At 56.0% G+C, this 17,549-nt stretch carries 18 protein-coding genes and 1 pseudogene; 6 read left to right on the plus strand and 13 right to left on the minus strand.

The annotated features are described in order from the left end of the window. Positions 1–100 precede the first annotated feature (100 nt). Positions 101–1,060: a hypothetical protein gene (locus H2Z33_RS05040; protein WP_050594731.1), complete on the minus strand. Its 960-nt coding sequence runs from the start codon at positions 1,058–1,060 to the stop codon at positions 101–103. Between the two features lie 167 nt (positions 1,061–1,227). On the opposite strand from H2Z33_RS05040, the gene H2Z33_RS05045 reads away from it, so the two are divergent. Beyond that, entirely contained in the window at positions 1,228–2,499 is a 1,272-nt protein-coding gene (locus H2Z33_RS05045; RefSeq protein WP_015572579.1) for a DUF445 domain-containing protein, read from the plus strand. On the opposite strand, the gene H2Z33_RS05050 is transcribed toward H2Z33_RS05045, so the two are convergent. From H2Z33_RS05050 to H2Z33_RS05075, 6 genes are all read right to left on the minus strand, one after another. Next, complete coding sequence (locus H2Z33_RS05050) at positions 2,496–3,572, minus strand: DUF2955 domain-containing protein (protein WP_015572578.1); 1,077 nt, start codon at positions 3,570–3,572, stop codon at positions 2,496–2,498. The two genes, H2Z33_RS05045 and H2Z33_RS05050, sit on opposite strands and share 4 nt — an antisense overlap. Beyond that, a complete protein-coding gene (locus H2Z33_RS05055; protein WP_026080654.1) occupies positions 3,562–4,629 on the minus strand; it encodes an HlyD family secretion protein in 1,068 nt (355 codons plus the stop codon). Before H2Z33_RS05055 ends, H2Z33_RS05050 begins: the two co-directional genes overlap by 11 nt. Beyond that, entirely contained in the window at positions 4,626–5,096 is a 471-nt protein-coding gene (locus tag H2Z33_RS05060; RefSeq protein WP_033486706.1) for a MarR family winged helix-turn-helix transcriptional regulator, read from the minus strand. The genes H2Z33_RS05055 and H2Z33_RS05060 overlap by 4 nt, the downstream gene beginning before the upstream one ends. A 149-nt stretch (positions 5,097–5,245) precedes the next feature. Next, on the minus strand, positions 5,246–5,965 hold the full coding sequence (locus tag H2Z33_RS05065) for an ArsR/SmtB family transcription factor (protein ID WP_063135002.1): 720 nt from the start codon (positions 5,963–5,965) through the stop codon (positions 5,246–5,248). Next, positions 5,958–6,281, minus strand: a complete 324-nt coding sequence (locus tag H2Z33_RS05070; RefSeq protein ID WP_003863082.1) for an antibiotic biosynthesis monooxygenase family protein — start codon at positions 6,279–6,281, stop codon at positions 5,958–5,960. The genes H2Z33_RS05065 and H2Z33_RS05070 overlap by 8 nt, the downstream gene beginning before the upstream one ends. Positions 6,282–6,531: 250 nt before the next feature. Then, positions 6,532–7,011: a carboxymuconolactone decarboxylase family protein gene (locus tag H2Z33_RS05075; RefSeq protein WP_010427243.1), complete on the minus strand. Its 480-nt coding sequence runs from the start codon at positions 7,009–7,011 to the stop codon at positions 6,532–6,534. A 102-nt stretch (positions 7,012–7,113) separates the two neighbouring features. Between H2Z33_RS05075 and H2Z33_RS05080 the strand changes: the two genes are divergently transcribed. After that, positions 7,114–8,502 carry a PLP-dependent aminotransferase family protein gene (locus H2Z33_RS05080; RefSeq protein ID WP_032670618.1) on the plus strand — a complete coding sequence of 463 codons (1,389 nt, stop codon included), beginning with the start codon at positions 7,114–7,116 and terminating at the stop codon, positions 8,500–8,502. A gap of 85 nt (positions 8,503–8,587) precedes the next feature. Here H2Z33_RS05080 and H2Z33_RS05085 read toward each other — a convergent pair whose 3' ends face one another. Beyond that, on the minus strand, positions 8,588–8,749 hold the full coding sequence (locus H2Z33_RS05085) for a DUF1127 domain-containing protein (protein ID WP_003863073.1): 162 nt from the start codon (positions 8,747–8,749) through the stop codon (positions 8,588–8,590). Positions 8,750–8,925: 176 nt separating this feature from the next. On the opposite strand from H2Z33_RS05085, the gene H2Z33_RS05090 reads away from it, so the two are divergent. Then, positions 8,926–10,341 (plus strand): PLP-dependent aminotransferase family protein, encoded by a 1,416-nt coding sequence (locus H2Z33_RS05090; protein ID WP_026080655.1) that lies wholly within the window; start codon positions 8,926–8,928, stop codon positions 10,339–10,341. A 76-nt stretch (positions 10,342–10,417) separates the two neighbouring features. Here H2Z33_RS05090 and foxA read toward each other — a convergent pair whose 3' ends face one another. The 3 genes from foxA to H2Z33_RS05105 all read right to left on the minus strand — a co-directional run bounded on the left by foxA (position 10,418) and on the right by H2Z33_RS05105 (position 13,973). Next, positions 10,418–12,526 (minus strand): ferrioxamine B receptor FoxA, encoded by a 2,109-nt coding sequence (gene foxA / locus H2Z33_RS05095; protein WP_103270103.1) that lies wholly within the window; start codon positions 12,524–12,526, stop codon positions 10,418–10,420. A 121-nt stretch (positions 12,527–12,647) separates the two neighbouring features. Next, entirely contained in the window at positions 12,648–13,604 is a 957-nt protein-coding gene (locus H2Z33_RS05100) for a helix-turn-helix domain-containing protein (protein WP_032652458.1), read from the minus strand. A 135-nt stretch (positions 13,605–13,739) separates the two neighbouring features. Continuing rightward, positions 13,740–13,973 carry a DUF2171 domain-containing protein gene (locus H2Z33_RS05105; RefSeq protein WP_003863067.1) on the minus strand — a complete coding sequence of 78 codons (234 nt, stop codon included), beginning with the start codon at positions 13,971–13,973 and terminating at the stop codon, positions 13,740–13,742. A gap of 219 nt (positions 13,974–14,192) precedes the next feature. Between H2Z33_RS05105 and H2Z33_RS05110 the strand changes: the two genes are divergently transcribed. Beyond that, positions 14,193–14,378 (plus strand): hypothetical protein, encoded by a 186-nt coding sequence (locus tag H2Z33_RS05110; protein ID WP_023295865.1) that lies wholly within the window; start codon positions 14,193–14,195, stop codon positions 14,376–14,378. A gap of 38 nt (positions 14,379–14,416) precedes the next feature. On the opposite strand, the gene H2Z33_RS05115 is transcribed toward H2Z33_RS05110, so the two are convergent. Beyond that, on the minus strand, positions 14,417–15,538 hold the full coding sequence (locus H2Z33_RS05115; protein WP_047741002.1) for a cupin domain-containing protein: 1,122 nt from the start codon (positions 15,536–15,538) through the stop codon (positions 14,417–14,419). Positions 15,539–15,672: 134 nt separating this feature from the next. Beyond that, a pseudogene (locus tag H2Z33_RS05120) lies at positions 15,673–16,278 on the minus strand (ATP-dependent Clp protease proteolytic subunit); the annotation flags it as partial. An 85-nt stretch (positions 16,279–16,363) separates the two neighbouring features. Between H2Z33_RS05120 and H2Z33_RS05125 the strand changes: the two are divergent. Both H2Z33_RS05125 and H2Z33_RS05130 read left to right on the plus strand, forming a co-directional pair. After that, a complete protein-coding gene (locus tag H2Z33_RS05125; RefSeq protein WP_017383871.1) occupies positions 16,364–16,750 on the plus strand; it encodes a VOC family protein in 387 nt (128 codons plus the stop codon). 179 nt (positions 16,751–16,929) lie between these two features. Then, a complete protein-coding gene (locus H2Z33_RS05130) occupies positions 16,930–17,547 on the plus strand; it encodes a response regulator transcription factor (RefSeq protein WP_017383872.1) in 618 nt (205 codons plus the stop codon). Positions 17,548–17,549 lie beyond the last annotated feature (2 nt).

Consider the following 17,549-nt stretch of genomic DNA (forward strand, 5'->3'; position numbering starts at 1 on the left):
AGTCAATCTGACTGGCTTTGAAGGTAAAGTTGGGTATATACGGAGGGTTCTTATACGTTTTCCCCCTTTCGTTTACGGACAGGGGGAACTGTGATTTTAATTATTTCACCCAATGAGGGATATTTTCTGTCGATACATTTTTTACAGTATATCCTTTCCCCTCTTGCGAGTTTTTAACACAAGTTATTTCATCGAACCCCCACTTTCCGTTACGATTGAAAAAGTAAGCTGTGTACTTATCAGTATTATAACCGAAATATCTCTCATTAGGGCGTGATATTTTTTCATTCTCACATGTAAAATCACTCCGCCATTCACTGCCAGTAGAATATTTTAAAACATAATATGCTACTACATCCGGCCTACTTGAGACAAATAATACAATTAAACTCGTTAGCATTAAAGCGCCCAAAATAGTAAAAAGTCTATATCCTTTTGCATGATCAGCAGTCACGATGAATATTACGTAAGTAGTCAACTGTAATATAAAAAATATCAATACAAAAAATGAACTGAGCTTCCATGTAAACTCCAACCATGGACTGGATGATAAATCCATATTACTCAACTGAAGAAATAAACTTGCCGAGAACGCACTAGATGCAACATAACAAATTGATATAAATGAAAATAACATAACCCGTATATTTTTTACTTTCTCATGGCCATTTTTCTCGAGAACAAAGATTGTTAAAACGCTGCTAATAACAATAAAAATGGAGAACATCACTAACAGTACTTTTGCAAGAAAACCAAACTGTATATTTATTGCAAAAGGAAAAAGAAGAAACGCCCCCCAAGCAAGGAGCGACGCCCATCCGGCCAACTTATTTACAACACCGCCACTTTCGAACCGAATAAAATGAATAATAATTTCCCGGGCTCGCTTCCTTTTTAAATACAGTATTACTAAAAGGCCAATAAATAATGCATATGACAAATAAACCCGAACTGGATCTTTTATTTTCAACAAAACAAAACAACCTACAAAGAAAAGTAACAAATATAAATCCAAGGATTTATTTTTTATTTCATTTATAAAACGATACAGTAAATTCATTTTATATACCCCAGAAAGTAGATTATTATTAGCTATGAAAAACGAATACTCCGAACCAGAAAGAGAATGCAACAAATCTTCTGATCTGTCAGTTAAAAGAGGAATTTTAATTCTTCACCAGATAGCACATTTTGCATTTTACCTCCATCACCCTCTATCCTTAACCCATGGAAAAACATACCGAACTCAAACGCGCCAAGCTTCTCGCGCTGTCGCTGCTGCTGATTGCCGTCGCAGCGTTTATCACCACTCTGTTCCTGCCGCAAACCTTCTGGGTGCGCGGCGTAAAGGCCATTGCCGAAGCGGCGATGGTCGGCGCGCTGGCGGACTGGTTTGCCGTTGTCGCGCTGTTCCGCCGGGTGCCCATTCCCTTTATCTCGCGCCATACGGCGATTATCCCGCGCAATAAAGACCGCATCGGCGACAATCTCGGCCAGTTCGTGCAGGAAAAGTTTCTCGATACGCAATCCCTTGTCGATCTTATCCGTCGCTACGAGCCCGCACAGATGATTGGGACCTGGTTCAGCCAGCCCGATAACGCCCGGCGCGTGGGGCAGCATCTGGTGCAGGTGATGAGCGGTTTTCTGGAACTTACCGACGATGGGCGCATTCAGCGCCTGCTCAAACGCGCCGTGCACAAGGCTATCGACAAGGTCGATCTAACCGAGACCAGCGCCGTCATGCTGGAAAGCATGACCAAAAACAACCGTCACCAGGTGCTGCTGGACGCCATCATCAACCGCCTGATTACCCTGATTCAGCGGGAAAGCACGCGGGAATTTATTGCCGACCAGATCGTCCACTGGCTTAAGACCGAGCATCCGCGCAAGGCGATGGTGCTGCCCACCGAGTGGCTGGGCGATCAAAGCGCGGAGATGGTGTCGAACGCGGTGAACACGCTGCTGGACGATATCAGCCACGACCGCACGCACCAGATCCGTCAGGCGTTTGACCGCGCCACGATCAAGTTCATCGACAATCTGAAAAACGATCCGGAGATGACGGCGAAAGCCGAGAATATCAAACACTACCTGAAGAATGACGAGGCCTTTAACCGCTATCTGGGGGAAATGTGGGCTGACCTGCGCCAGTGGCTGAAAAATGACATGCAGAGCGATGATTCCCGCGTGAAGCAGCGTATCGCCAACGCCGGGCTGTGGTTTGGCGAAACGCTGACCAACGACGCCAGCCTGCGGGCGTCGCTGAATGAGCATCTGGAGCAGGCCGCGCACCGCGTGGCGCCGGATTTCGCCGCGTTCCTGACGCGCCATATCAGCGACACGGTGAAAAGCTGGGATGCCAAAGACATGTCACGCCAGATAGAACTCAATATCGGTAAAGATCTTCAGTTCATTCGCGTTAACGGTACCCTGGTGGGCGGAACAATTGGCCTGATCCTGTTTCTGCTCTCGCAGTTGCCTGCCGTGCTGGGGCATTAATCTGCTTTTGGCGGCGCGATAACGTAGCGCGTCGCCTCGAAGCGGTTCAGGATCAGGTGCACCAGAAAGACCATCGTCAGCGTGACCACCAGCGCGAAGGTGACGGAGGTGATGCGGTACAGATCGCTGAACACCAGGTCGCTGTCCGGGTGCATGTTCTGCCCGAACATAATGCCGATGGTGGTGATACTGGCGAAGCCTACCCCGGCGCCGACCTTCTCCATTACGTGCAGACGCGCGCCAAACGCCAGTCCAAGGCCAATCAGCGGCATCATCAGCAGCATATGGCTGCTGTGATCGTAGAGGATAAGCTGGACGACAAGGATATAGAGACACCCCAGCACCACGCCGACTACGCGCCAGATGGAGCTGATAACCGAGCCGCGATAGTGCATCGGGAACAGGATCAGAATGCCCGCCATCAGCGCCGAAAGAGAATCGCTTAAGTCGCTCATCTGGAACACCACGAAAATCAGCGTCGCCACGGTGCCCGAGAGCAGAGACTCGTGGCGCACGCGGGCGTCATCTTTCTCGATCAGCGGCGGCGGCTTACGCGGCTCCACGTCCGGCAGCAGGTAGTTCATCAGCGCGCTCAGGCACACCGCCATCACGCTCGCTTCGATGTTAGAGAATAAAAGCGTGTGCCAGTTGGTGGTGGGGTAGCTCATAAAGTTGAGCATCACGCTCTGGCAAACCACGCCCATCGAGCCGAACAGGAACAGCGGCCCCTTACTCATAAAGCGAAAACGCATCACGTACAGGGCAAACACCACCAGCGTCATAATGACCGGCCACTGGGACAGATAGCCGATGATAAACACCATTTCGATGCAGTTCAGCGAGGCGCTGAAGATAAACTGCTTCGCCACGTGGCGGTTAAACACCGGCACCAGCGAGAGCAGCATGATCGGATAGACCACAAAAAACACGCCGTAGCTGGTGTTGTAGAAACTCGAAATACTGAGCGCAATCATCCCGGCAAAGACGATACGCAGGGTCTGGCGAAAGTCGTTTGCCGTATAGACGATGTTGCCGTGCGGGGTAAATACCCGCGCCAGGGTGCTAATAGACATAGTGAAGCAGGCTCACCAGATGGATTTGCATCCCGGAGAAGAATCGCGCAAACGGCCCTTCGCTATTGTAGAGCTGCACGGTGGCGCGCGCGCCGGTCGGCAGCGACTTCGGTAAGGCTTCGTCCAGCGCCACGTGAATGCGCATACGCTGGGCATCACGCACCCAGCGGTTGGAGGTTTCCGGTTCAGAAAGTTGACCGTTTACGGCCTCCTGTCCGGCGAGGATCCCCGCGTCGCTGCTGGTGACGTGGGCACGGAAAACTTGCCCCGGGAAGGCGTCGAACACCACGGCGGCGTCGGTCCCCTGGTGGGTATGCCGCAGGCTCTTCTCGCGGAAATCCGCCACGATATCGATCCGGGTGTTCACCAGCGCCAGCGCAGCCGAACCGGACGAGGCGTAAAAACCGGGGCTTAATTGCAGGTTACTGACCGTGCCGTCCGCCTCGGCGTAGACCTTCGTCCAGCCAAGATTCAGCTCCGCTTCATCCAGCGCGTTACGGTATTTTTGCAGCGTCACGTTGCGGTGCTCATCCCGCTCGCCGCGCTGAATGCGCAGGTTATGAATATTCGCCTGAATCGAGCTGACGGACTGCTCGCTGCTCTGCCAGGTGGTACGGACCTTATCCAGATCCGCCTGCGACACGCTCTGCAAGGTACTCAGTTTCTGGTAGCGGTCGAAGGTAACTTTGTCATTACGCGCCGTCAGCACCGCGGTTTTCAGGCTGGCCTGCGCCGCGGCAATCTGCGCGTCCAGCTGATCGTTAGACAGACGCGCCTGTTCCAGCGCAATCTGCGCCGCTTCGACCTTATTGCGAAACGGCGTGGCGTCGAGCTCAAACAGCAGATCGCCTCTCTTAACCTGGCTATTGTTGTGGACATGTACCGCCGCCACATACCCGGAGACGCGGGCAGACACCGGGGTCACCACGCGCATCACGGTGGAGTCCGGCGTCAGCGGGATCCAGATATCCGCGACGATAAAGTAGACAAACATCAGCAGGAAAGAGGCAATACTCACCCTTACCCAGCGGGCAAACTTTTGTTCAGGAGTCATTATTTTTCGGTCTTATTATCTTCTTCGCGGATTGTCCGCAAATTGCAGGCGATTTGATTGAGTGTGGCGCTGAAAATATCGATATGTTCCGGCGCGATGTTTTGCGATACGCGCGCCTGATACGTCTCAATCACCTGAGAGAGCCTTTCAAGAATGGCTTTTCCCTCAGGCGTCAGCGTCAGCAGCCGGATACGCTTGTCATACGGCGAGACGGTGCGCAGCAGGTAGCCCTGCTTTTCCAGCTGTGTCAGCGTACGCATTAGCGGAGGCAGTTCAATCCCCTGCACTTCCGCCAGCTCGCTGACCGAGACGTTATCCCCGAGTTGATGAAGCTGCATCATCACCGTCCAGCTCGACTGGGTTAACCCGGTGTCGAGAATGGCGTCGTCGATGACTGCGCGCCACTGACGCACGATCATCGCCATCCGCATGCCCATCGGCCTGCGGTTAAACAGATCTTCTTCACTCATGGGGAATCCTCTCGTAGTACGCCATTACGATAATAGTTATCAGGGTAAGTATCAAGAAACGAGAAGTTAAAGCGCAGGAATTGCGAAACAATGTTCTCCCTCTCCCTGTGGGAGAGGGTCGGGGTGAGGGCATCAGCCCGCAACGGCGTTTAGCGGCTAAAATGCTTCCTAACGGCACTTTTCCCCGAAGCCGTCACCACCACCTCCCTGTACCCCGCCACCCGCTGGAGCCAACCTTTGCTTTCCATGTGGATGAGCAGCGCCGCGCCGGCCTCTCCCCCCAGATGAAACCGCCGCTCGCTCCAGTCCAGGCAGGCGCAGCACGCCTTGCGACGGGTATTGGGATTTAACGGAATACCAAGCTTCAGAAACTGCTCGCGGCCATGTAGCGTGAGCGCTGAACCGTCTGCCTCAAGCCAGCCTTCCGCCTGCATGAATTCATAGATATGCACCGCCACCGTTCCGGCAAGATGGTCGTAGCAGGTTCGTGCTTCGCGCAGGGCTTTTGGCGCGGAGGTTTCCGGCGGCGTGATGCGGCTCCAGGAGAGCCCCATCATCTGCTCGACAAGCGCCGCCACGTCGTGTCCCGCCAGGCGATAGTAGCGATGCCGCCCCTGAGACAGGCAGGTAATCAACTTTCCCTCCACCAGCCGCGCGAGATGCTCACTGGCGGTCGACGGCGCAACGTCTGCCGCCACGCTCAGCTCTGTAGCCGTCCACGCCCGCCCGTCCATCAGAGCACAGAGCATCTTCACGCGCGACGGATCGGCCATTGTAGCCGCTACAGCGGCAATGGCCTGTTCCAGCGCCGCCGCAATTTCACCCTGCTCGCCGGGCCTGTTGTCGAAAATCACATGAACGTCATACATCCGCGTGCCCTCCGGTTTCGGAACTGTATTCCCGCACCAGTTGCGCCACGCGAATACGGTAGAAAGAAAAAATCGACGCCCGTCCTTCGGCCTGCGCCGCCTGATGAAAGACGTTCTGCTTCCAGCGGCGGACGGCCTCTTCATCCCGCCACCAGGAAAGGGACAGGATTTTGCCGTCGGTCGTCAGGCTCTGGAACCGTTCGATATCAATAAAGCCGTCGATATCGGCCAGCAAAGGCTTAAGCTCTGCGGCAAGTTGAAGATAGCGCGCCTGATGCGCCGGCGCAGCTTTAGCTTCGAAAAGGACTGCGATCATGAAGGTCTCTCCGTTGTGATGATATGGAGAGAATGCGGGACTAATGGTATGGATGCTTCGGTATGGAGCGAAGTGTTTGCCGGATGGCGCTGCGCCTACGGTGTTTTGTAGGCCCGGTAAGCGTAGCGCCACCGGGCAGGGTTTAACCCACAATCGACCTCGGCTCCATAAACGCCCGAATCCCCCACTCGCCATCGTCACATCCCGCCAGGCTTACGGGCGCTGGTGGCGATAATCCGCGAGCGCGGGATTACTCCAGGTTAGCCTTGTTCAGCCCATATGCCGCATCCAGCGAGCCCGGCTCCATGCGGGAGGTAATGCCCAGGCGGTTCCAGGCGTTGATCGCTACGATGGCGAAGTTCAGCTCTGAAATCTCCACGTCCGAGAAGTGCTCCGCCACGCTGCGGTACAGCGCGTCGCTCACGCCGTGAACGCCAATCTGGGTCAGCGCTTCGGTGAAGGCCAGCGCGGCTTTCTCGCGGGCGCTGAACAGCGGGGACTCGCGCCATGCCGCCAGATGGTACAGGCGCAGCTCGCGCTCGCCGGCAATTTTGGCCTCTTTCGAATGCATATCCAGGCAGAAGGTACAGCCGTTCAGCTGCGAGACGCGAATGTCGATCAGGTGCTTCAGCGCCGGATCAATGGAGGTTTTCGCCACTTCCATGCTCAGGGCGGAAAGCGCGTTGGCGAGTGCAGGTGTGGCTTTGTGGTGGTTTACGCGGGTGCTCATTGTCTTTCCTCTTTTTTGTGCGGTTTTTATCATGCGATAAGGCAAATCTACGCCGTTAATGACATAGTAAAAAGACACAAAAAACCTGAAATGAGGTAGGACATGAAGCCAGGCTATCACGACATTTATACCCGCTATCGCGATAACATCACGCGCGGCGTACTGAAGCCCGGCGACAAAGTGCCTGCCATCCGCGTGCTGGCTGAAGAGCTGAAGGTGGCGCGAAAAACCGTTGAAACAGCCTATGCCATTCTGACGGGGGAAGGATATCTGGTAAGCCAGGGCGCGCGCGGGACGCGGGTGAATCCGGATCTTCTGCTGCCCGCGCAAAACGCTCCGGCAGAACAAGCGACCGGCACGCTGCCGGCGTCGTTGATTAGCCAGCGCGAACGGGCCGGTTTTCTGCGCCCCGGCATTCCCGCGCTCGACAGCTTCCCCTATAAAAAATGGCTGCTGCTGGCAGGCCAGGCGACGCGCGCCATGCGTCAGGATGAAATGCTCAACCCGCCGGTGCTGGGCTGGTATCCGCTGCGCGAGGCAATTGCCCGCTATCTCAATATCTCGCGCGGGTTGTCCTGCACCGCAGAACAGGTGCTGATCACCAGCGGCTACAGCGGCAGCCTGCGCCTGATCCTCGACACGCTCGCCAGCCGCAGCGATAAGGTGGTATTTGAGGATCCGGGCTACTTTATGGGCCAGCAGTTGCTCAAGCGCATTGTGCCCCGCCTGCACACCGTGCCGGTCGATCGCGCAGGGATGGATACGGACTACCTGCTGCGTAATCACCACGATGCCCGCTTCGCCATCGTTACCCCGTCGCACCAGAGCCCGCTGGCGGTGACGCTCTCCCTGCCGCGCAAGCAGCAGCTGCTCGACTGGGCGTCACAAAACGAGGCGTGGATTATCGAAGATGACTATGACGGCGAATTTCACTACACCCGCAAAGTGCTGCCGTCGTTGAAAAGCCTCGACCAGCATGACAGGGTGATCTTTATGGGCACCTTCAGCAAAACCATCATGCCTTCACTGCGCATGGGCTACGTGGTGATGCCCGCCAACACCGTCGGCGCGTTTACCGACAGCGCGGACATCCTCACCAGCGGCCAGCCGGTCCTGACGCAAAAGATCCTCACAGCCTTTCTCAACGAGGGGCATTTTTTCCGTCATCTGAAAAAGATGCGCGCGCTCTATCAAACCCGCCGCGACTGGATGATTGCCGCCCTGCGTGAGGTCTATGGTGATCTGTTCTTCACCGAGCAAAACGACGGTGGAATGCATATTGTCGCGTTCCTCGCAAAGGGAAGCGCTGACCGGGAGATCGCCCGCTGCTGGCAGGAACAGCAATTGCAGGTCAATGCGCTTTCGGCGTGGTATCGCGGGTCGGGCAAACGCTACGGGCTGGTGATGGGCTATAACAACGTGCGGTCATATCAGGAGGCGGTTGAGCTGCTGGAAAGGCCGAAACGGCAGACGCTTGCGCTGTTGAGCTGAAAACCGCCGGGTGGCGGCTGCGCCTTACCCGGCCAACGGTCTCCTGTAGGCCCGGTAAGCGTAGCGCCACCGGGCAACCCTATGCTCACACATCATATCGCGATAACCCGACGTCCTTGAGCTGCTCGTCGCTCATCTGGCTCAGAATACGGCGGGTACGGTTGATGCGATACCAGTTACGCAGCGTTTTCGCTACCCAGACAAACGCGATAAACGGACGTTTTGAACGATTCTCGTAGAATTCCATGATGCTCTCCTCGCTGTGCCAGTGGAGTTATCATCATGGAAAACGGCCAGTACAATACAGATTCAAAAACTGCTTTTGTTTACCATACAGATCCGCTAAAACGGTATCTGCATGGTGGTTTACCCATCAATCTGTACTGGTTTAATGCTCTGTATGGTGAAAAAAAAGGATACAGCATGACGCGCTATCAACATCTGGCCAACCTCCTGGCGGAACGTATCGAACAAGGGCTGTATCGCAGCGGTGAACGTCTGCCGTCGGTACGCACGCTGAGCCAGGAGCACGGCGTGAGCATCAGCACCATACAGCAGGCCTACCAGATCCTCGAAAACCGCCAGCTGATTACGCCTCAGCCGCGCTCCGGCTATTTTGTCTCGAAACGCAAAGCCCAGCCGCCCGTCCCGGCGATGACGCGCCCGGTGCAGCGCCCCGTGGACGTCACCCAGTGGGACGAAGTGATGATGCTGCTGGACGCCCGCGCCGACAAAGAGATGATCTCCTTTGGCGGCGGCTCACCGGACATTAACCAACCGAGCCTGAAGCCGCTGTGGCGTGAGATGAGCCGCATTGCGCAGCATAATCCGGGCGAAATGCTGAGCTATGACGTGCTCGACGGGCGCCTGGAGCTACGCGAGCAAATCGCCCGTCTGATGCTGGATGGCGGCTCCACCGTGGCGGCAAACGAGATTGTCATCACCAACGGCTGCCACGGCGCGCTGTCGATCGCTCTGCTCTCGGTGTGCAAGCCGGGTGACATCGTGGCAGTCGAGTCACCATCGTTTCACGGCACCATGCAGATGCTGCGCGGCTTTGACATCAAGGCCATTGAAATTCCCACCGATCCCGAGACCGGGATCAGCATCGAGGCGTTAGAGCTGGCGCTGGAGCAATGGCCGATCAAGGCGGTGATCCTGGTGCCGAACTGCAATAACCCGCTCGGGTTTATCATGCCGGAGTCTCGCAAGAAGCAGGTCTTAGCCCTGGCACAGCGGCACGATATCGTGATTGTTGAGGATGACATTTACGGCGAGCTGGCGGCGGAGTACCCGCGTCCACGCACCATTCATTCTATGGACATAGATGGCCGCGTACTCTTATGCAGCTCGTTTACCAAAACCGTGGCGCCGGGCCTGCGCGTCGGCTGGATCGTGCCGGGGCGCTATTACGACCGGGTGATGCACATGAAGTACGCCGCGGGCGGGTTTAACGTGCCGGGCACGCAGATGGCGGTGGCGGCGTTTATTCGCGACGGCCATTACCATCGCCACGTGCGCCGTATGCGTCAGATTTATCAGCAGAATATGGAAACCTATACCTGCTGGGTGCGGCAGTATTTTCCGGCAGAGATATGCGTCACCCGCCCGCAAGGAAGCTTCCTGCTGTGGGTTGAGCTACCGGAGACGGTCGATATGGTGTGCGTCAGCAAGCAGCTGTGCCGTCTGAAGATCCAGGCTGCGGCCGGGTCGCTGTTTTCTGCCTCCGGGAAGTACCGCAACTGCCTGCGGATCAACGTGGCGTTGCCGCCGACGGAGAAGAACCGCGAAGCGCTGAGGAAGATGGGCGAGGCAATTGTGATTGCGATGGAGGAGTAGTGCGGCCTGTTGCCCTCACCCCAACCCTCTCCCAAAGGGAGAGGGTGGAAACCGCCACCGGGCAATGGTCAACGACTCAGAACTTCCACGAAACGCTGCCAACAATGCTGCGTTCTGCACCGAAGTAGCAGTAAGAGAGCGAGTTACACGCCGCGACGTAGCTTCTGTCCGTCAGGTTATTGACGTTCAACTGCGCGCTCACGCCCGTGAGCCCCACTTTCGACAGGTCATACCCCACGGTCATATCCACCAGCGTGTACGACGGAAGCGTATGGGTGTTCTGGCGATCGCTGGCGATCCCGTTGACATAGCGCACGCCGGAGCCGACGGTCAGGCCGTCCAGAGGGCCGGTTTTGACGTCGTAACTCAGCCAGGCGCTGGCCATGTTACGCGGGGCATAAACGGCGCGCTTGCCCTCCTCTTCCGGGCTGCTCTTCTTGTAGCGAATATCCGTGTAGGTGTACGCGGCCTGCATACGCAGGCTGTCGGTCAGCTGACCAATCGCCTCCAGTTCAACGCCTTCGGATTCGATTTCACCGATGGAACGGTACGGATCGGTCGGCTCCTCTTTAGTGGCAATGTTCTTCTGGTTAATGCGGAACACCGAGGCGCTGAACTGGCTGTTCATCCCCTCCGGCTCATACTTCACACCCGCCTCCCACTGCTTGCCCTTCATCGGATCCAAAATGTTGCCCTGCTCGTCGGCAAAGCTGGTCGGCGTAAAGGCGGTAGAGTAGCTGACGTACGGCGCGACGCCGTTATCAAACAGATACAGCAGCGCCGCACGGCTGCTGAAGTTGTTTTTATCCAGATCGCTGCGGGTGTGGTTGAAGTTGTCGACGTTCGACACGCTCACCTGGTCGTAACGCCCGCCCAGCGTGAGGCGCCAGCGGTCAATGGACATCTGATCCTGTAGGTAGTAGCCGGTCTGGCGCAGCTTGTGTTTTTCCCTGCTGTACTGGGTGATGTAGTCCGGCTTCGCGCCGTAAACAGGATGGAAAGCGTCAATCGGCGGGAAGCCGCCGTAGTAGCCGGTGACGTTGTTGGTGCGGTCCTGGTAGTCCATGCCGATCAGCACGCGGTGGTTTACCGCCCCGGTATCGAAGCTGCCGTCGACCTGGTTATCCAGGGTGATGGCGTTCATCTTCTCGTCGGAGCCGGAATAGCCGCGGTTCAGCTCGGTGTCATTCAGCCAGCCTGCGGCATACACCTGGTTCAGCTCGACTTTGGTGTGCAGGTAGCGCAGCTTCTGGCGCACGGACCAGCCGCTGTCAAACAGGTGCTCAATGTTATAGCCGACCATGTTTTCCCGACGATCGTACTTGTCGTAATCGTCCTCGCCCTCGAAGAAGGTGTTGGAGATTTTCTTACCGCTGTGCGGTACAACGGTGCCCTCATATGGCAGGCCGGAGTGGCTGCCGCCTTCTGGATCGCGGTGCAGGTAGGCCATCAGATCCAGACGGGTGTTGTCGGTGATACGCCAGGTCAAGCTCGGCATCAGGGCGTAACGCTCTTCCTTCAGCGGATCGAACTGGGAATCGGCATAGCGGGTCATCCCGCTGAGGCGCACCGCCACGCGGTCGTTATCATCAACCGGGCCAGTGACGTCGAACATCGCCCCACGCTGGTTATTGTTACCGGCGAAGAGCTTGATCTCCCCGCCAGGATCGAACGATGGCTTACGGGAGGTGAGCGCCACAATCCCGCCCGGCGATGAGCGACCATAGAGCACGGAGGCCGGACCGCGCACGACTTCGATACTGTCCAGGAACCACGGGTCAACCACCAGCGAGCTATGGGAGTTGGTGTCGCCCATCATCTTCAGGCCGTCGAGGTAGACGTTGTCCAGGCTGCCGTCCGAGAAGCCGCGCAGCACCATGTAGTCAAAGCGGTTTGACGCCCCGATCTGGTTGCTGTAGACCCCCGGCGTGTAGCTCACGGCCTGACGCACGCTGGTTGCGCCCTGCTCTTCGAACTGCTCGCGAGTGACGATAGAGACCGACTGCGGGGTTTCAATATCCGGTGTTTCAAGCTTGGTGGCCGCAGACTGCATCTGCGAGGTCACCACCACGGTGTCAGTTTTTTGGGCATCCTGCGCCAGTAAAGGAAAAGCAACGCTACCGGTAACCCATCCCACCAGCAGTGCCAGACGCGATTTAGCAAACATAACCCTCTCCAGAGATATTTCTTATTGTTAATAAGAATTATTACCTTTTTGAGAGTGCAAACGGCTATGCGTGCCGCCAGGTTACGTATGCGCGATGCTAAACCACACGGAATGCATTCGCGCGACAGGAGAAATTACGTTAGCGGAGTTTGCGCACGTCCCCCGGTGAAATCCCGTAATGACGACGAAACGCGGTGGCAAAGTTGGTGGCATGCTGATACCCGCACATCCAAGCCGCCTGCTGCACGCTGTGGCCTTCCAGCAGATAGCGGCGCGCCAGCGCAAGGCGACAGTCGCGAAGGTAATCGAAAAGCGTGCAGCCGTAGCGCTGACGGAACTTGCTGCGCAGGCTGCTTGGGCTCATTGCGGCAAGGGCTGCCAGCTGCGCGAGAGTATGATCCCGTTCAGGAGACTGTTCCAGCAGGCTCCGCACGCGTTCAAGACGCGCATGCTCAGGCCGGCGCGGGCAAGGCTGCTGGCGCTGGTTGAGGCCATGGCCGAGCAGCTGATACATCAGCCCCTCCAGCAACAGCTTGCGTGAGAGCACGCTTCCCCCCTGCCGCTGCACATGCAGAATACCTGACATCACAAACTCGGGAACCTGCCAGACAAACGCGGGTGCATTCAGGCTTTGCCATTCCAGAAGCAATGACTCAAGCAGGGCTTCACGTCCGGCATCGTGCGGGTAGACGCCAAACGAGAGCGTTTTCAGCGTGCTGTCGGCATCGTGACGCGCGCTCATCACCTGATCTTCACTCAGACGTGAGCTGAACGCCATGCCCGGGCGGACGGGATAATTGATACCATTGAGCGTGAGCGTCACGCACCCTTCCAGCACCACCAGCATATAGAGCGGGCTGCTGTGGCGAGAGGTGGTTTCATAGGGCTGTAATACACGTACGTCGGAGTGGGTCAGCGAAATGCCGGACGAGAGCATCATCTCTTCAACATTCCCCTGCAACACGGGGCTACCGCTGACCTGCGCCTCTTTTAACTGGGGGAAACGGTAGTCGATGCCGTAGCGCTCGCCGAATACCTGAAAATCTTCAACAAAAAATATGCGTTTCGCTGATCTATTTTCACTCTGGAGCATCATTCGGGGCCTGCATCGGGGAAAGGACAGGCAAAACAGTATCATCCATTTGTAATGGCAGCAATCACCGGGCGCAGACACTATTACGCTCCGGACGAAGCCGGAGCGAAGGCATATATTTCCTTGCGAGAAATATATTTATGCTTCCTGCCACTCAGCAAAAACCTCTTTATGGTTTTTGGTCAGGACAACTTTATTATCTTCGACCTTATCAACCCAGCCGAGAGGAATAAAGTGGTGTTTGCCGCCCGATTCCGGATCGCTCTTCGCAAGCTTGATACGCTCACCATCAAGATGGTCCACAACCCCGACGTGCGTTCCGCAGCTGGCGACAACCTGAGTGTGATCCTTAATTGCGCTTTTATCTACCATAATTATTCTCCTGTTTCGGTTATTTGCCTGTTGCACGAAATTAACTGTAGCGCATAAATTCAGGCTTAAACGTCCTGTTAGCATTTTGAAACATCATTGACAGAACTGAATATTAAGTCTACTTAATGCCGAAATGGAAAAATAAGAATGAGATGAATTATTACCGACTGATTATTTCCCGTTCATAATTAGATTATCGCAACCAACGAGGAGGTATTTATGACGATTCGCAATAATCGGGCAGAAATTTCACTGGCTCTTGGTGAAGCGGTTTTAGACATCGTGCAAAAAGGCCATGAAGTATCGCGAGAAAATCTCGCCCAGGCGATGAAAATCAAAGCGGAGAAAGAGCGCGACGATGAGCGGCTTCTTAACTACTGGAAGGCCTGTAATATGCTGGTCTGAACCTGGCGGCGTTTAGCCTGACTAAACGCCGCCCGCTGTTACTCGTCGAAGAACCAGTAGCCCTGATTAATCAAACCGGTCAGCTCTTCCACAAACGCCGGATTATTCAGCGCATCGCCCAGCTCAGCCTGGCCGAGCTCGGTGAAGCGGCACAGCGCATCCGCACCGTTCACATCCGCCGTTTCCAGCTGTTCGCTGTTGATAAAGACGCTGCCGTTGATGTTCAGCATGCGCAGCCCGCTCAGGCGGGAGAGCGTTTCGCCCCCTTGCAGCGCGTCGAGCACCTCTTCTGCGGAATACGGCGGCTCGGCGGCGGCAATATCCAGCTCGTGACGCGGCGTGGAGACGAAGCTGCCAAACCATTTCGTAAAATCATCTGGCTTGCTAATCATGTCGATCATCATCTGGCGAATGCGATCGAGCTCGTACTGCTCCACGCGGCCAGGGTGTTCGCGGCAGGTCAGATCCGGATCGCTGTAATGTTCGCCGCCCAGATCGTTCTCCAGCGCGTAGTCGGCAAAGCTGCTGATCAGATCGCGACCGTTCGGCCCGCGGAAACCGACAGAGTAGTTTAGCGCGGTTTCATGGGTGAAGCCGTCATGCGGGAATCCAGGCGGAATGTAAAGGATATCGCCCGGCGCCAGATCTTCGTCGATGATCGGCTCAAACGGATCGACATGCAGCAGGGCCGGATGCGGACAGAACTGACGCATCGGCAGCTTGTCACCCACGCGCCAGCGGCGGCTGCCCATCCCCTGGATAATAAACACATCGTACTGATCGATATGCGGCCCAACGCCGCCACCCGGGACGGAGAAGGAGATCATCAGGTCATCAAGACGCCAGTCCGGCAGGACGCGGAACGGACGCACCAGCTCTGCTGCGGGCATATGCCAGTGGTTCACCGCCTGCGCCAGCAGGGACCAGCCGGTTTCACCGAGGTTATCGAAATGCTCAAACGGGCCATTGCTCGCCTGCCACTTGCCGTTAGCATGGCTTACCAGGCGGCTATCAACTTCCGGCTCCATCGCCAGACCCGCCAGTTCATCAGGGGTAATGGGGTCGACAAAATTCGGGAAGGCATTTTTCAGCACAACGGGTTGTTTTTGCCAGTATTTTTCAAGAAATTCCGGCCAGTTCAGGTTCAGTTGATACGCCATGGATAGCACCAGTGAGAGGGGAGACAGGCGCGATTATAGAAGAGACAGCGAGGGGGGAACTTGTCATGGGTCAATCGAGCGCGCGTAGGTCGGGTAAGGCGAAGCCGTCACCCGACGCACACGCCGGCTTAAACTTAATCCAGGTTCAGCTCGTCATAATGGGTAATCAGTTTACCCACGATGCCGTAGTCCAGCGCTTCCGCCGGTGACATCCAGAAGTTACGGTCGGTGTCTTTCTTCACTTTCTCCAGCGGCTGGCCGGTGGCGTCAGCAATCAGCTTGTTCACGCGCTCCAGCATGCGGATGATCTCGCGCGCTTCGATTTCGATATCCGTTGCCTGACCGCGCACGCCGCCCAGCGGCTGGTGGATCATAAAGCGGGTATTCGGCAGAGCGTAGCGGTGCTCTTTTTTCGCCGCCAGGAAGATGGTGATCCCGGCGCTCGCCACCCAGCCGGTGCCGATCACATGCACTTCCGGACGGATAAACTTAATGAAGTCGTGGATGGTGTCGCCCGCTTCTACATGGCCGCCCTGACTGTTGATGTACAGCTTGATCGGATCATTGCTGACGCTTTGCAGCAGGATCATCTGAGTGATGACCTTCTGGGCCAGCTCCTGGTTAATCTCTCCGGAGATGACAATCGAACGGGATTCCAGCAGTTTTTGCTGTAGAGCGCCCGCGCCGTTTGTTCCTTCCGCTTTTTCCTTGTCGCTTTCTTTCAGTGTGTAGTGCATTGTTGTTTCCTCAGCTTGTCGCGCTCAAAACCAGAGTGTAGCCTGTTTTACCGGTGAAAGTCCTCACAGACAAATAACGAGGGATCTTATGAATATTGCACATGTCGCACTCTGGACCCGCAGCCTGGACGCGCAGGTTCAGTTCTGGGAAACGGTGTTTGGCGGCCGCAGTAATGACCGCTACGTCAGCAAAAATCGTCCGGGGTTTAAATCTCACTTTATTACCCTGGATGACGGGCCGACCATCGAGCTGATGACGCTGCCGGGCCTGCCCAGTGCACCTTCGCACCCGGAATTTGTCGGCTGGGCGCATATCGCCATCAACGTCGGCAGCAAAGCGCAGGTGGACAGTATGGCAGCGCAGGCGCAGGCAAGCGGCTCCCTGCTCAGCGCCCCGCGTATGACCGGGGACGGTTTCTATGAAGCGGTGATTGCGGACCCGGACGGCAACCGTATTGAGCTTGTCGGTGCATAAAAACAGCGTTTCGTTCCTTCATCGCCTCCGCTCCAGCTCGCTATACTTCATATGGTTATCATATTGCTAAATGATAATGATATTTAATGTGTTAAGATGAAAGTCAGCATAAACAGTCTCTTACGTAGCCATAGTGACTGTTTACATCCTCGACATTTAAATCAACACCGGGGCGGTGAATGGAACACATTGTTTATGTGGTTGATGACGATGACACAGTCAGGCAGTCCGTTGTCAGGCTGCTGGAATCTGCGGATATACATGCCCTTGGCTTTTCCTCAGCAGAGGCCTTTCTCAGCCATCCCTTTGAGGATCTGCCCTCCTGCGTGATCCTCGATATGCAAATGCCCACGATAACCGGGTTTGATGTCGCAGATGCGCTGAAAGACAGCGGGCGGGAAATACCGATCATCTTTCTCACCGGCCACGGCACCATCCCTATGTCCGTCCGGGCGATCAAAGGCGGGGCCTACGAATTTCTCACTAAGCCCGTTGAATCCAGCGCGCTCATCGGCTCCATCGAATCCGCGCTCAGGCTGGCACAGCACAACGCCGCCCGCGTCAAAGAGCACTACGCCCTGAAACAGCGCCATCTGTCCCTCACGCCGCGCGAGCATGAGGTGCTTGAGCTGGCCGTCAGCGGCAAGCTCAACAAGCAGATCGCCGCCGAGCTGGGCGTCAGTGAGATTACGGTGAAAGTGCACCGCCGCCGGGTGATGGAGAAAATGCAGGTCCGCTCCGTGGCTGAACTGGTCAGGGCCGTCGAGCGCCTGACCAAACATCAGCCAGCGGAATAACC

The organism is Enterobacter sp. YSU (genome assembly GCF_016082135.1).
Taxonomy (GTDB): Bacteria; Pseudomonadota; Gammaproteobacteria; order Enterobacterales; family Enterobacteriaceae; genus Enterobacter; species Enterobacter hormaechei_C.